At 72.3% G+C, this 12588-nt stretch carries 14 protein-coding genes and 1 tRNA gene; 8 read left to right on the forward strand and 7 right to left on the reverse strand.

The annotated features are described in order from the left end of the window. Positions 1-50 precede the first annotated feature (50 nt). Positions 51-818, reverse strand: coding sequence for an HAD-IIB family hydrolase (locus tag ABD998_RS16920; RefSeq protein WP_345441926.1), 768 nt, complete (start codon positions 816-818; stop codon positions 51-53). Between the two features lie 159 nt (positions 819-977). Here ABD998_RS16920 and ABD998_RS16925 point away from each other — a divergent pair, with 159 nt between their 5' ends. Next, positions 978-1127 carry a hypothetical protein gene (locus tag ABD998_RS16925; protein ID WP_345441929.1) on the forward strand — a complete coding sequence of 50 codons (150 nt, stop codon included), beginning with the start codon at positions 978-980 and terminating at the stop codon, positions 1125-1127. Between the two features lie 6 nt (positions 1128-1133). Here the strand turns inward: ABD998_RS16925 and ABD998_RS16930 are convergent, their stop codons facing one another. The 5 genes from ABD998_RS16930 to ABD998_RS16950 all read right to left on the reverse strand — a co-directional run bounded on the left by ABD998_RS16930 (position 1134) and on the right by ABD998_RS16950 (position 6500). Beyond that, positions 1134-2171, reverse strand: coding sequence for an amidase domain-containing protein (locus ABD998_RS16930; RefSeq protein WP_345441931.1), 1038 nt, complete (start codon positions 2169-2171; stop codon positions 1134-1136). 107 nt (positions 2172-2278) lie between these two features. After that, positions 2279-2355 (reverse strand) — tRNA-Pro (locus ABD998_RS16935). A 70-nt stretch (positions 2356-2425) separates the two neighbouring features. Beyond that, positions 2426-3091 (reverse strand): Pr6Pr family membrane protein, encoded by a 666-nt coding sequence (locus ABD998_RS16940; protein ID WP_345441933.1) that lies wholly within the window; start codon positions 3089-3091, stop codon positions 2426-2428. After that, on the reverse strand, positions 3043-3963 hold the full coding sequence (locus tag ABD998_RS16945; protein WP_345441936.1) for a metallophosphoesterase: 921 nt from the start codon (positions 3961-3963) through the stop codon (positions 3043-3045). The genes ABD998_RS16940 and ABD998_RS16945 overlap by 49 nt, the downstream gene beginning before the upstream one ends. Next, positions 3963-6500: a transglycosylase domain-containing protein gene (locus ABD998_RS16950; protein WP_345441939.1), complete on the reverse strand. Its 2538-nt coding sequence runs from the start codon at positions 6498-6500 to the stop codon at positions 3963-3965. Before ABD998_RS16950 ends, ABD998_RS16945 begins: the two co-directional genes overlap by 1 nt. 181 nt (positions 6501-6681) lie before the next feature. Here ABD998_RS16950 and ABD998_RS16955 point away from each other — a divergent pair, with 181 nt between their 5' ends. Together ABD998_RS16955 and ABD998_RS16960 are read left to right on the forward strand one after the other, a co-directional pair. After that, positions 6682-6906 carry a DUF4177 domain-containing protein gene (locus ABD998_RS16955; protein WP_345441941.1) on the forward strand — a complete coding sequence of 75 codons (225 nt, stop codon included), beginning with the start codon at positions 6682-6684 and terminating at the stop codon, positions 6904-6906. Continuing rightward, entirely contained in the window at positions 6903-7370 is a 468-nt protein-coding gene (locus ABD998_RS16960; protein WP_345441943.1) for a RidA family protein, read from the forward strand. The genes ABD998_RS16955 and ABD998_RS16960 overlap by 4 nt, the downstream gene beginning before the upstream one ends. 61 nt (positions 7371-7431) lie before the next feature. On the opposite strand, the gene acs is transcribed toward ABD998_RS16960, so the two are convergent. Continuing rightward, positions 7432-9399 carry an acetate--CoA ligase gene (gene acs / locus ABD998_RS16965; RefSeq protein ID WP_345441946.1) on the reverse strand — a complete coding sequence of 656 codons (1968 nt, stop codon included), beginning with the start codon at positions 9397-9399 and terminating at the stop codon, positions 7432-7434. 190 nt (positions 9400-9589) lie between these two features. Here acs and ABD998_RS16970 point away from each other — a divergent pair, with 190 nt between their 5' ends. Genes ABD998_RS16970 through ABD998_RS16990 form a run of 5 tightly spaced genes read left to right on the forward strand, consistent with a single transcriptional unit; the run spans position 9590 to position 12462 of the window. Beyond that, positions 9590-10612 (forward strand): TadA family conjugal transfer-associated ATPase, encoded by a 1023-nt coding sequence (locus ABD998_RS16970; protein ID WP_345441949.1) that lies wholly within the window; start codon positions 9590-9592, stop codon positions 10610-10612. Next, positions 10603-11544 carry a type II secretion system F family protein gene (locus tag ABD998_RS16975; protein WP_345441952.1) on the forward strand — a complete coding sequence of 314 codons (942 nt, stop codon included), beginning with the start codon at positions 10603-10605 and terminating at the stop codon, positions 11542-11544. The genes ABD998_RS16970 and ABD998_RS16975 overlap by 10 nt, the downstream gene beginning before the upstream one ends. A gap of 41 nt (positions 11545-11585) precedes the next feature. Then, on the forward strand, positions 11586-11780 hold the full coding sequence (locus ABD998_RS16980; protein ID WP_345441955.1) for a DUF4244 domain-containing protein: 195 nt from the start codon (positions 11586-11588) through the stop codon (positions 11778-11780). Further along, positions 11780-12133 carry a TadE family type IV pilus minor pilin gene (locus ABD998_RS16985; protein ID WP_345441958.1) on the forward strand — a complete coding sequence of 118 codons (354 nt, stop codon included), beginning with the start codon at positions 11780-11782 and terminating at the stop codon, positions 12131-12133. Before ABD998_RS16980 ends, ABD998_RS16985 begins: the two co-directional genes overlap by 1 nt. After that, positions 12133-12462, forward strand: coding sequence for a helicase (locus ABD998_RS16990; protein WP_345441961.1), 330 nt, complete (start codon positions 12133-12135; stop codon positions 12460-12462). Before ABD998_RS16985 ends, ABD998_RS16990 begins: the two co-directional genes overlap by 1 nt. Positions 12463-12588: the final 126 nt, after the last annotated feature.

Here is a 12588-nt window from a genome sequence, read left to right on the forward strand (position 1 = left end):
GCAGAACGGCCTCCGGAGCGATCCGGAGGCCGTTCTGCGTCAGCGGCGGCTCAGCCGCGCGCGGGGAGGGTCGGGATGAGCGCGCGCAGCTTCTCGGCGGTGTCCTCCCAGCCCTCGACGGCGACGCAGGGCACGCCGATCGCGAGCACGGGGTAGTCGTTGCCGTCGGCGTCGAGGCGGTCGCCGTAGAAGAGCATGTCGTCGAGGGCGATGCCGGTCTCCTCGGCGAGCTGGCGCATGCCGTATGCCTTGTCGATGCCCTTGCGGGTGATGTCGACCGACGTCGAGCCGCCCGAGCGCACCTCGAGGTCGGGCACGCGCGCGGCGACGGCGTCGCGCAGCGCCGACTTCTTCGCGCTCGTCGGGTCCCAGGCCTTCTTGGCGTCGACCGGGGCCTCCTGGCCGAGCGCCGAGAAGGTGATCTGCGAGCCCCGGTCCTCGAGGATCGGCCCCCACGTCTCGGCCTCCCAGTAGCCCAGGCGCTTCGCCTCCTCCTCGACGGCGGCGAGGGCTCGGCTCTTCTCATCGGCGGTGAGCTCGCGTGCGTACACGGCCGCGAAGTCGTCGCCGGAGTGGCGGAAGTACTGCGTGCCGCACGTCGGCAGCAGGTGGATGTGCGAGAGCGCCTCGGGTGCTTCGGGCAGGCGGTCGACGACCTGCATGCGGAACTGCTGGATCTGGCCGCCGGAGATGATCGCCACCTCCACGCGCTCGGCGAGTGCGATGAGCAGGTCGCCGATGGGCGATTCGATGGGCGACTTCGAGGGAGCCAGGGTGTCGTCGAGGTCGAATGCGACGAGGCGAGGCGTGGCGGGCATGTCTCTCCGGATGGCCGAGGGGCGCGAACCGGTCCAGCCTATGCGATCCGCGTCAACGGCCCGTGTCGGGGCGGGTCGTGCGGATGACGCCGAACCGTCTCGCGTAACGAACGGCCGCACGGCGCGTCTCATGGGCAGAGGGAGATTGCGGAGGTCGACATGGCACCGGAGGAGATGGCGCAGCTCGCGACAGCCGTCGCGCTCGGGGCGTCGCTCGCGGGCGGCGTGCTCGTCGCGGTGAGCGCGCTCATCGCGGGTCGCGCCCACCGTCGCGAGGCCGTGCCTCGGCGTCGGCGGCGCGGAGCCTGACGACGCCTACGCGGCGGGGAGGCTCCAGAAGACCGCCGTCCCGCCGGGATGGTCGACGGTGAGCGCCTCATCGAGGTCGCGGTAGTCGGAGTCCTCGTTGTGGCCGACCATGAGGATGGTCGTGCTGCCGTCGGCGTTGCGGACCACGTCGGAGACGACCTGGATGTGGTCGGGGACGCCCGAGACATCCCAGTCGAACACGACGAGGTCGCCGATCTTGACCTGGTCGCGTTCGTCGAGCGACAGCTCCGTCGCGCCGATCGTCGCCGCGTTCTCGGTCATCCAGGTCTGGAACGTCGGGACGTACCGCCACGCCTCGCTCGAGGTGGTGCCGTCGTTGTACCACTCGTCGTTCTGCGTCCAGCCGCGTGCGAGCAGCGTCTGACTGGCGAAGTTCATGCAGTCGCCGCCGATGGAGTTGAGGTTGCCGAACTCGGCGACGTTGTAGTCGTCCCAGTGGGCGAGCGCGTAGGCGAGCTGCGCGTCCACGCCCGTCTGGACGGCGTACGTGTACACGAGGTCGGATGTCTCGGCGAGTGCCGCGCCGTCGGCCTCGACGGCCACGGGGACGTCGCCGGCGACGTAGTCCACGGCGGTCGGCACGACGACGTCGACGGCATCGTCGGCGACGCGGGTGATCTGCGCGTCGACATCGCCGAACGCGACGCGGGTGACCCCCTCCAGGCCGGCTCCCGAGATCGTGACGGTCTCTCCGGCGACGAGAGAGCCCTCCGTGGCGCTCAGGGCGTCGACGTGCGGCTCGGCGTCGGCTGACGCGGCCTGGCCGTCGGATGCGCCGTCGCCGGCCTTCTCGTCGGCGTCGTCGGCCGAGCCGGAGACGCGGACGTCGACGGTGTCGGGGGCCGCCTGCGCCGAGCGGATCGCCGTGTCGGCCCCGTCGTCGGCGACGCCGAGGGCGACCGCGCCTCCTGCGATGAGCAGGGCGCCGCCTCCGAGGATGGCGGCTCTGCGCAGTCGCGCGCGTCGCCGCGCTGCGCGTCGGGCTGCCGCACGGGTGGAGCGCGGGGGTGTGGCGTCGGACATCGTCGGCGAGGCTACGTGGCCCGCCTATGCCGGTTCTGGACGCGGCCTGGGAGTGCTGGGGGAGAAGCAGAAGAGGGACCCGCGCTCGCGGGTCCCTCTTCTCATGCTGGTCGGGGTGACAGGATTTGAACCTGCGGCCTCGTCGTCCCGAACGACGCGCGCTACCAAGCTGCGCCACACCCCGTGGCAACCCGTCCAGTCTACCCGACACCCCGCCATCCGACGAATCGGCGTGTCCCCGGGAGCGGCGTCCGTCACGCGCCGCGGCGCAGCAAGACGCCGCGTCCGCGGCTGAGCGCCCAGACGAGTGCCCCCGCGGCCAGGAGCGCGGCGAGCAGGCCTGCTACGTGCAGGGCGAGCGACGCCGCGCCGCGAGAGGGAAGCAGGAAGCCGTACGGCACCCAGCCATCCGCCACCCCGCGCGCGAGCACGATGGCAAGCCACACGACGGGGTGGGGGAGCACCACCCACAGCATGCGCCACGGCAGCGCCGGACGGTCGCCCACGCACACCCAGTCGGCAAGCACGATCAGCGGGACCACGACGTGCAGCGCGGCGCTCACCCAGGGCGGCGCCGACCCGGTGCCGGGCACGAGCACGTTGTAGACGGCGCCGACGGCCAAGAGGCACGTGACGCCGACCGCGCGGGCCGTGATGAGCGCACGCGGAGACGTGAAGCCGCCGAGCGACAGCGCGCCCGTCGTGAGGAGGAGCGTCGCGGCGAGGAGCGTCGTCAGGTTCGTGAAGTAGCCGAAGAAGTCGATCGGGCTCGCGTCGCCGGCGGCGATGCGGAGGCCGTACGCCCATCCGAGCACGCCGAGAGCCCCGCCGCCGACAGCGAGCCGGAACCAGGCGACGGGTGCCGCGGCCGTCAGCCGAGCCGCGGCGCCAGCGTCAGGAGCGAGACCTCGGGCGGGCATGCGAAGCGCACGGGGGAGTAGATCGAGTGGCCGAGGCCCGCGCTGACGTTGAGCGGCACGGTGCGCCCGTCGTGCGTCCAGGTCGAGAGCCCGCGCGCCTGCTTCGGCGGGAGGTCGCAGTTCGACACGAGGGCGCCGTAGAACGGCACGCGCACCTGACCGCCGTGCGTGTGGCCGGCGATGAGCACGTCGGCGCCGAGGTCGCTGAACGCGTCGAGCACCCTCACGTACGGGGCATGGGTGACGCCCAGCGTGACGGATGCCGAGGGGAGCGCCTCGACGAGCGGGGGGAGCGCCTCGAGGTCGTCGAGCCCGTGATGCGCGTCGTTGACTCCGACGAGGTTGACGGACGTCCCGCGCACGTCGAGTGTCGCCGCGAGGTTGTCGAGTCCCGTCCATCCGAGCTCGACGACGAAGAACCGGTCGAGGGCGTCGGTGTCGAGCCGCGGCGCGGACTGCGCGCGCTTCGACGGGCCGAGGATGTACCGGAGCGGGTTGCGGGGCGAGGGCTCGTAGAGGTCGTTCGAGCCGTGGACGAAGACGCCGGGGATGCCCGCGAACGGTTCGAACGCGCGCTTGATGCCGTCGAGTCCGTCGCGGTGACCGAGGTTGTCGCCCGTGTTGACGACGAGGTCGGGGCGGAGCGACGCGAGCCGCGCCATCCACTCCTGCTTACGGTGCTGCCACGGCGCCATGTGCGCGTCGGAGACGTGCAGCACGCGAAGAGGCGTCGCACCCGGCTCGAGCACGCGCACGGTGTGGTGACGCACGGTGAAGAGGTAGCGCTCGATGCCGATGCCCCAGACGGCGGCCGCGGCCCCGGCGCCCGCGACGACGCCGAGGGCCGCGAGGCCCGGGCGAGACGACGCCACTAGTCGTCGTCCCCCTCGCTGCGCTGGCTGTTGCAGTTCTTCGCCTCGTAGTCGACCGTCACGGTGGTGTTCGGGTCGGTCACGGTGCCCGCGGCGGGGTCGGTGGCCGTGGCCTTGCCGCTGCCCGCGCTGTCCTTCTGCGTGCAGCTGCCGCGTTCGACGTTGTCGAAGCCGGCCCCTGTGATCGCGGCGAAGGCCGCCTGCACCGACAGACCGGACACATCGGGGACCGCCGCGCCCTTGCCGTCGCTCGGGTGGATCGTGATGACCGATCCCACGGCCGCCTGCCCGCCCGGCTCGTACGACTGGATGAGGCCCTCGGCCTGGTCTCCCGTCACGGAATCTCCGACGCTCACCTGGAAGCCGGCACCGGTCAGGGTGCTCGTGGCCTCATCGATCGACATGCCCGTCACATCGGGGACGTCCTTCTTGATCTGGCGGGTGAGGTTCGGGTCGGGGTCGGGGAAGGCCCCACCCGGGTAGTGGGCGTTCGCCGCCGCCTGGATGTCGCGTGCGAGGGAGTACCGGACGTTGTTGCCGAGAACGCCGTTGCTGTAGATGGTGCGGAGGTCGACGGATCCGGACGACTGGCCGACCCAGACGGCCGTCGTCGCCGCGGTCGACGACTCGATCATCATCGTCGAGATGTTCTCGTGCGTGCCGGTCTTGCCGATCAGCTCGGTGCCATCGAACGGGTTCGCCCCCGAGCCGGTTCCGCCGCTGTTCATGACGGACTTGAGCGCCTCCGCGGCAGTGGCGGCGATGTTCGAGTCGATGACGCGCTCGCATCCGGTCTCGGGAACCGGGATCTCCGACCCCTCCGCGTCGACGATGCGGTCGATCGCGTGGGGCTCGCAGCGCACGCCGTCGTTCGCGATGGTCGCGTACGCGGATGCCATGTCGACCGGAGCGATGTTCTTGGAGCCGAGGATGTCGTAGAGCACCTGAGCGTGCTGCGGGAGCTCCTGCGGATCCGTGATCGAATCGCCGTCGCCCCACGTGAGCCCGAAGCGCTCCGCGACGGCGTTGATCTCACACACATCGAGCTGCTCGGCCATCGCGAGGAATCCTGAGTTCAGAGAGTCCCGCGTGAAGCTCGTGACGGTGCCGGTGTATCCGTTGCCGTTCGCGAAGTTGCCGATCTTCGTGGAGTTGTACTGCTGCACGCCGTTGCACGTCCAGTTGAAGACGCGGTTGTTGCCGTTCAGCACCTCGTTGATCGATCGGCCGTTCTCGAGCCAGTCGATGAGCGTGAACAGCTTGTATGTCGACCCCACGTTGAAGCCGATCGACGAGCCGTGCGCGTAGTCGCCCGCGTAGACGAGCGATGAGTAACCCGGCGTGTTCGCCATCGCCTCGTCCTCGGAGAACGTCGTGTTCTGGGCCATCGCGAGGATGCGTCCCGTGCTCGCCTCGACCGTGACGGCCGTCGAGCCGAACGCGATGCCCTCGATCGTCGACGCGGCATACGTCTTCATGGCCGTCTCTGCGGGCATCTGCACGTTGAAGTCGAGCGTCGTGTAGATGCTGAGGCCGCCACGGCGCAGGAGCTCCCACCGCTCGTCCCACGTGTCGCCGAACGTGCCGGTGGTGTCGTTGAGGATGGTCTGCTGGACGTACTTGCAGAAGTACGCGGAGCCGCCTGCGGCGCCGCATCCGGTCTCGCGCGGGTTGATGCTCGGTTCGATCGCCTCGGCGAGTGCAGCGTCGTACTGCTCCTGGGTGATCTTGCCGTCGTCGAGCATGCGCCCGAGCACGTAGTCGCGACGGTCCTTCGTCGCCGCGTAGCCGTCATCGGCGCTGTTGCGCGGGGTGCCCTCGCTGTCGGTGTACGAACCCTCGGGAAGATCGATGCGGTACCGGTTCGGGTTCTGCACCATTCCGGCGAGCGTCGCGGCCTGGCTGAGCGTCAGATCCGACGCACGTGTGTCGAAGTAGTACTCGGCTGCGGCCTCGATGCCGTAGGTCTGACCGCCGAAGTTGGCGATGTTGAGGTACCCGATGAGGATCTCGTCCTTCGAGTACTCCTGCTCGATCGAGATCGCATACCGCATCTCCTGCAGCTTGCGCTCGTATCCCTCTGCGCCCTCGGCCTCGATGGCCTCGTAGTAGCAGGCCTGCTGCTCTTCCGAACCCGACTCGGCCTGCTGCTCGCAGCGCTGGATGAGCACGTTCTTGACGTACTGCTGGCTGATCGACGACCCGCCCTGAGTATCGCCGCCCTGGAAGTTGTTCAGCAGGGCGCGGGTCGTGCCGATGAGGTCGATGCCGCCGTGCTCGTAGTAGCGCGGGTCCTCGCTGGAGAGGAGGGCGTCGTACATGGTCTGCGAGACCTCGTCGTACGCGACCGGGATGCGGTTCTGATCGTAGAACGAGGTGAGGACGAAGTCGCTGCCGTCGTAGTCGGTCGCGTAGATCGTCGTCGGCTGCATGGGGGTGTCGACCTCGAGGTACGACGGCAGGCTGTCGAACAGCTCGATCGCGGTCGACGCCGAGTTCCCCGCGATGGCGATGGCGGGGGTCACGGTGGCGGTCACCAGCACACCGGCGACGGCGCTCAGTCCGACGAGTCCCAAGACCCCACCGACGACACCGCTCGCAGTCCTTTTTCCTCCGGGCATAGGCTTGATCGTAAGGGAGTTCCCTGAACGTCCCGGCGATCGCGGCGCGCTCTCGCCGCATTCCCAGTGCCGTCCCGGCCATGACGACAGGAGTTCCATGACCACGTGGGAGTACCTCACCACGCCGCTGCTCATCCACAACACCGCGGCCATCCTCAACAACTGGGGCAAGCAGGGGTGGGAGCTCGTGCAGGTCGTGCAGGGGCCGGAGGGCGGCCTCGTCGCCTACCTCAAGCGGCCTGTGAGCGACGGGGCCGCCGCGAACGCGGGCCTCGGCGCCGCCGCCGAGGCGGCGAAGCAGTTCGAGGGAGGCGCGCAGTGACCGTCTCCGCCCGTCTCGCCGAGCTCGGCATCGAGCTGCCCGCCGTCGTGCCGCCCGTCGCGGCGTACATCCCCGCCAAGGTGCACGGCGACGTCGTGCAGACGTCGGGGCAGCTGCCCATGATCGCGGGCGCGCTGCCCCGCACCGGCAAGGTCGGCGAGGGCGACGCGTTCGTTCCCGCCGACGTCGCGAAGGACCTCGCACGCACGTCGGCCCTGAACGCGCTCGCGGCGGCGGCGGATGCCGTCGGCGGCGTCGACCGCATCACTGGCGTCCTGAAGCTCACCGGCTTCGTCGCGTCCGACCCGGCGTTCACGGGTCAGCCCGGCGTCATCAACGGCGCGAGCGAGGTGCTCGGCGAGATCTTCGGCGAGGCCGGACGCCACTCGCGGTCGGCCGTGGGCGTGCCCGTGCTGCCGCTCGACTCGCCCGTCGAGGTCGAGGTCGCCTTCCTCTTCGCCTGACGCGGTCGGCTGACTGCCGAGCGGCACCGGGCGCGACGCCCGGTGCCACCGGCTCGCCCGCCTACCGCACCTGCGCCGAGATGACGCTCATCACCGCGGTGTCGGCGAGGGTCGTCGTGTCGCCGACCTCGCGGCCCTCGGCCACGTCGCGCAGCAGGCGCCGCATGATCTTCCCGGAGCGGGTCTTCGGCAGCTCGCCGACGATGTAGACGTCGCGCGGGCGGGCGATCGGCCCGATCTGCTCGCCGACCCATCCGCGCAGCTGCTGGGCGAGGCCGTCGGGGCCGTGCTGCTTCAGGTAGCTCTCCTTGAGGATGACGAACGCGACGACCGCCTGCCCGGTCGTCTCGTCCGACGCCCCCACGACCGCGGCCTCGGCCGTCGCCTCGTGCGCGACGAGCGACGATTCGATCTCGGCCGTCGACAGGCGGTGGCCCGACACGTTCATGACGTCGTCGACGCGGCCGAGCAGCCAGATGTCGCCGTCCTCGTCGAGGCGCGCGCCATCCCCCGCGAAGTACCAGCCCTGCGAGCCGAACTTGTCCCAGTAGGTCTCCTTGTAGCGCTCCGGGTCGCCCCAGATGCCGCGGAGCATGCTCGGCCACGGCTCCGTGATGACGAGCAGCCCGCCGCCGCCCGCCCCGACGTGCGAGCCCTGCTCGTCGACGACGTCGATGGAGATCCCCGGGAGCGCGACCTGCGCCGACCCGGGCTTCGTCTCCGTCACGCCCGGGAGCGCCGAGATCATGATGGCGCCCGTCTCGGTCTGCCACCACGTGTCGACGATGGGCGTCGTGCCCGCGCCGATGACGTCGCGGTACCAGACCCACGCCTCGGGATTGATCGGCTCGCCGACCGAGCCGAGCACGCGCAGGCTGGACAGGTCGCGCGCCTGCGGGATGACCCGCCCCTGCTTCATGAACCCGCGGATGGCCGTGGGTGCCGTGTAGAAGATCGTCACGCCGTACTTCTCGATGATGTCCCACCAGCGGCCCGGCTCGGGGTGCTCCGGCGTCCCCTCGTACAGCACCTGCGTCGCGCCGTTGGCGAGCGGGCCGTAGGCGACGTACGAGTGCCCCGTGATCCATCCGATGTCGGCTGTGCACCAGTAGACGTCGGTCTCGGGCTTGAGGTCGAAGACGTTGCGATGCGTGTACGCCGCCTGCGTGAGGTATCCGCCGGAGGTGTGGAGGATGCCCTTCGGCTTCCCCGTCGTGCCCGACGTGTAGAGGATGAACAGCGGGTTCTCGGCGGGGAAGGCGCGCGCCTCGTGCTCGGGCGACGCGGCGGGGACGACATCGTGCCACCACAGGTCGCGGCCCTCCGTCCATGCGACGTCGTTCTCGCCGCGGCGCACGACGAGCACGTGCTCGACGGTCGACTGCACGCCGTCGCCCCGGTCGGAGAGCGCCTGGTCGACCGCGGGCTTGAGGGGCGAGACCTTGCCCTTGCGCCATCCGCCGTCGGCCGTGATGACGAGCTTGGCGCCCGCGTCGTCGATGCGGGAGCGCAGGCTGTCGGCGCTGAACCCGCCGAACACGACCGAGTGGATGGCACCGATGCGCGCGACGGCGAGCATCGACGCGATCGCCTCCGGGATCATCGGCAGGTACAGCGCGACGCGGTCGCCCTCGCCGATGCCGAGCTCCGTGAGCACGTTCGCGAGGCGCTTCACCTCCTCGGTCAGCTCGGCGTAGGTGACGCGCCGCTCGTCGCCGGGCTCGCCCTCCCACAGCAGGGCGACGCGGTCGCCGTTCCCAGCCTCGACGTGCCGGTCGAGGCAGTTGTAGGCGATGTTGAGCTCGCCGTCGGCGAACCACTTCGCGAACGGCGGCGTCGACCAGTCGAGCACCTGAGTGAAGGGCTCCTGCCAGTGCAGCAGCTCCCGCGACTGCGCGGCCCAGAAGCCCTCGCGATCCTCCTGTGCGCGCTCGTACAGGTCGGGGCCGGCGACGGCCGCGGCCGCGAAGTCGGCCGACGGCGCGAACCGCCGGTTCTCGGTGAGCAGGTTGTCGATCTGGCTGGACATTCGGGGCGCTCCTTCGCGTGCGGTCCTGCGGCGGCATCGCCGTCACGACGACGCTACGCCCGCCGTCGCGGGGGCGGCTACCTCCGAAAGGAGGGGGTCGCCTCGTCCACAGGCCCGTCCGTCCCGCGCGTCTCTCCACGGATGGCCGCCGGCCCCTCGCGGGGACGGCGCGCGTCCGTAGCGTCGGGGCATGGCCGCTCCCTTCATCGTCCAGCCGCGCGGAATCCCCCGCCGTGCGGCCGGGGATGAGGCGCGGGCACCGCGCGAGGGCGACCAGGCGGCGCGGGCGGACCTGGGGCCGCTCGCGCCGTACCTCGCCGACGCCGCCGTCACCGACCTCTTCGTCAACGGCACCGCGGGGCTCTTCGTCGACCGGGGAGACGGCCCGCGGCACGACGCCACCTGGCGTGCGTCCGAGCGCGAGGTGCGCGATCTCGCCACGGCTCTCATCGCCCGCGGCGGCCGGCACATCGACGATGCGACGCCGTGCGTCGACGTGCGGCTCTCCGGCGGCGTGCGCATCCACGCCGTGCTGCCGCCGGTCAGCTCGACGGGCACGGCGCTGTCGGTCCGGGTCCCGCGGCTCGCGCGGGCGGGCCTCGACGAGCTCCACCGGGGCGGCGCGTTCGCCGCTCCCGTCCGCGGATGGCTCGAGCGCATCGTGCGCGACCGCGAGAACGTGCTCGTCACGGGTGCCGCCGGCACGGGCAAGACGACGCTGCTCGCCGCCCTCCTCGCGCACACGCCGCCGAACGAGCGCATCGTCACGATCGAGGACGTCGCCGAGCTGCGCATCGCGCATCCCCATCACGTCGCGCTCGAGGCGCGCCAGCCGAATCTCGAAGGCGCCGGCGCGATCGGCCTCGCGCGCCTCGTGCGCGAGTCGCTGCGGATGCGCCCCGACCGCATCGTCGTGGGGGAGTGCCGCGGCGAGGAGGTGCGCGAGCTGCTGACGGCGCTCAACACGGGCCACGACGGCGGGGCCGGAACGCTGCACGCGTCGGGCCTCGACGACGTGCCGGCCCGGCTCGAAGCGCTCGGCGCGCTCGCGGGGATGGACGACCACGCCGTCGCGCGCCAGGTGACGAGCGCGATCGGCTTCGTGCTGCACGTCGAGCGCGACTCCGCGGGGCGGCGCACGCTCGCGCGCGTGGGGCGGTTCGCGGATGGCGGCGGCCGCCTCGCGATCGAGGAGGTGCGTCCGTGGGAGTAAGGCGTCGCCGGACGGGCGGCGGTCCCGCTGCCGTCGCGGAGACGGTCCTCCGGCTGGCCGTGCTGCTGCAGGCGGGTGCCGCGCCGGCGGCCGCCTGGCGGCATCTCGCCGAAGCGGGCGACGCGGCGGCGGGCGCGATCGTCGAGCGCGTGGCCGGCGGGATGCCGCTCGTCGAGGCGATCGAGGCGCAGTCCGCCGCATCGGCGGGCCGCACTCCCGCGTCGGCACGCCTCGCCGCGGCATGGCTCGACGTCGCCGCGGCCTGGGAGGTGTCGATCGCGGTGGGCGCTCCGCTCGCCGACAGCCTGCGGGGCATGGCGTCTGCCTTGCGCGACGCGCAGGAGAGCGCCGACGACGTGCAGGTCGCGCTCGCGGAGCCCGCGGGCACGGCACGGCTGATGGGGTGGCTGCCGCTCTTCGGCCTCGTCATCGGCGGGGCGCTCGGCTTCGACACCCTCGTGATCCTCTTCACCCACCCTGCCGGCATCGGGTGCCTCGTCGCGGGGCTCGTCCTCCTCGCCGGCGCGCGGCTGTGGACGGGCCGGCTCGTGCGCTCCGCGCAGCCCCCGCCGGGCACACCGGGCATGGCGGCCGAGCTGCTCGCCATCGCCCTCGCGGGCGGCGTGTCGATCGAGCGCGCCCACGACCTCGTCGACACCGCCCCGGGCGGTCCGCGCGGTGCCGACGAGGTCGACGGAGTGCTCGCGCTGTCGCGGGCGGCCGGCGTGCCCGCCGTCGAGCTGCTGCGTGCGTCGGCGGCGCACGACCGCCACGACGCGCGCACATCGGGGCGCACACGGGCGGCCCGGCTCGGGTCCCGCCTCCTGCTGCCGCTCGGCGTCTGCACCCTGCCGGCGTTCCTCTGCCTCGGCGTCGCGCCCATGATGCTCGGCGTCCTCGCCGCGACGCCCCTGCCCGCCCTCGGCGGGTGATCACGACCCCAGGACGACACCACACAGAGAGAAGGAGCGCCATGTCCCCATCCATCCCCGTCCCTCCGCCGCTCGACGAGCTGCTGCACGACGAGTCCGGAGCGTCGACCGCCGAGTACGCGATCGTGACGATGGCGGCCGTCGCGTTCGCGGGCCTGCTCGTCGCGATCATGCGCTCAGGCGAGGTGCAGCAGATCCTCACCGACCTCGTCCGCAAGGCCCTGACGGTTCCGTGATGAGGGTGCGACGGCGGGCGGGCGGCCGCGCCGCCGACGAACGCGGGTCGGTGGCCGCCGAGCTCGCCGTCGCGCTCCCGGCGGTCGTGCTCGTCACGGCCCTCGGCATCGCCGGCCTCGGTGCGGCGTCGCTGCAGGTGCGCCTGCAGGATGCCGCCGCCGACGCCGCGCGCCTCATCGCGCGCGGCGAGGACGAGGGGCGCGCGGCGGGCGTGGTGGCGACGGCGGGCGGAGCGCTCTCCATCGCGCACCAGGGCGACCTCGTGTGCGCGACCGCCCGCGCCGACGCGCGCATCGGATCGCTCGCGGTGCCCCTCGCCGCCACCAGCTGCGCCCTCGCGGGCGGTCTCTGATGGCGGGGGCCGCGCTCGCCGCGGGCGTCGTCGCGGCAGCCGGAGCGCTTGTCGCCGGCCTCGTGCTGGCCGGTGGAGCGGCTGCGGAGAGCCAGCGGGTCGCGAGCATCGCGGATGCGGCGGCGCTCGCCGCCGCGGACGGCGTGAGCGGCGCCGTGACGGGAGATCCCTGCGCCCTCGCCGCCGACGTCGCGGCGGCCGGGGGCGCGTCGGTGTCGTCATGCGCCCTCGACGGCCTCGTCGCGACGGTGGCGGTGTCGGCCGCCTTCGGCGCCCTCCCCGTCTCGGCGACGGCGCGCGCGGGGCCGCCCCCGGCCGAGGCAGGGTGACGGGGCGGACGACGGCGCAGACGCGGAAGTGCGACGGCGGCAGGCGGGCTTCCGCGGAGGCGGTCGCGCTCCGGCCGTCGGGTAGCGTGGAGGGGCGCACCGCGCCGCCGCACCCGAAGCGGCCGC

The organism is Microbacterium gilvum, assembly GCF_039543865.1.
Lineage (GTDB): Bacteria > Actinomycetota > Actinomycetes > Actinomycetales > Microbacteriaceae > Microbacterium > Microbacterium gilvum.

Excerpts from the sequence above, each read along its gene's own strand:
- ABD998_RS16920 (WP_345441926.1), bottom strand. The coding sequence starts at position 818 with ATGCCCGCCACGCCTCGCCTCGTCGCATTCGACCTCGACGACACCCTG.
- ABD998_RS16925 (WP_345441929.1), top strand. The coding sequence starts at position 978 with ATGGCACCGGAGGAGATGGCGCAGCTCGCGACAGCCGTCGCGCTCGGG.
- ABD998_RS16930 (WP_345441931.1), bottom strand. The coding sequence starts at position 2,171 with ATGTCCGACGCCACACCCCCGCGCTCCACCCGTGCGGCAGCCCGACGC.
- ABD998_RS16940 (WP_345441933.1), bottom strand. The coding sequence starts at position 3,091 with ATGCCCGCCCGAGGTCTCGCTCCTGACGCTGGCGCCGCGGCTCGGCTG.
- ABD998_RS16955 (WP_345441941.1), top strand. The coding sequence starts at position 6,682 with ATGACCACGTGGGAGTACCTCACCACGCCGCTGCTCATCCACAACACC.
- acs (WP_345441946.1), bottom strand. The coding sequence starts at position 9,399 with ATGTCCAGCCAGATCGACAACCTGCTCACCGAGAACCGGCGGTTCGCG.
- ABD998_RS16970 (WP_345441949.1), top strand. The coding sequence starts at position 9,590 with ATGGCCGCTCCCTTCATCGTCCAGCCGCGCGGAATCCCCCGCCGTGCG.
- ABD998_RS16980 (WP_345441955.1), top strand. The coding sequence starts at position 11,586 with ATGTCCCCATCCATCCCCGTCCCTCCGCCGCTCGACGAGCTGCTGCAC.
- ABD998_RS16985 (WP_345441958.1), top strand. The coding sequence starts at position 11,780 with ATGAGGGTGCGACGGCGGGCGGGCGGCCGCGCCGCCGACGAACGCGGG.
- ABD998_RS16990 (WP_345441961.1), top strand. The coding sequence starts at position 12,133 with ATGGCGGGGGCCGCGCTCGCCGCGGGCGTCGTCGCGGCAGCCGGAGCG.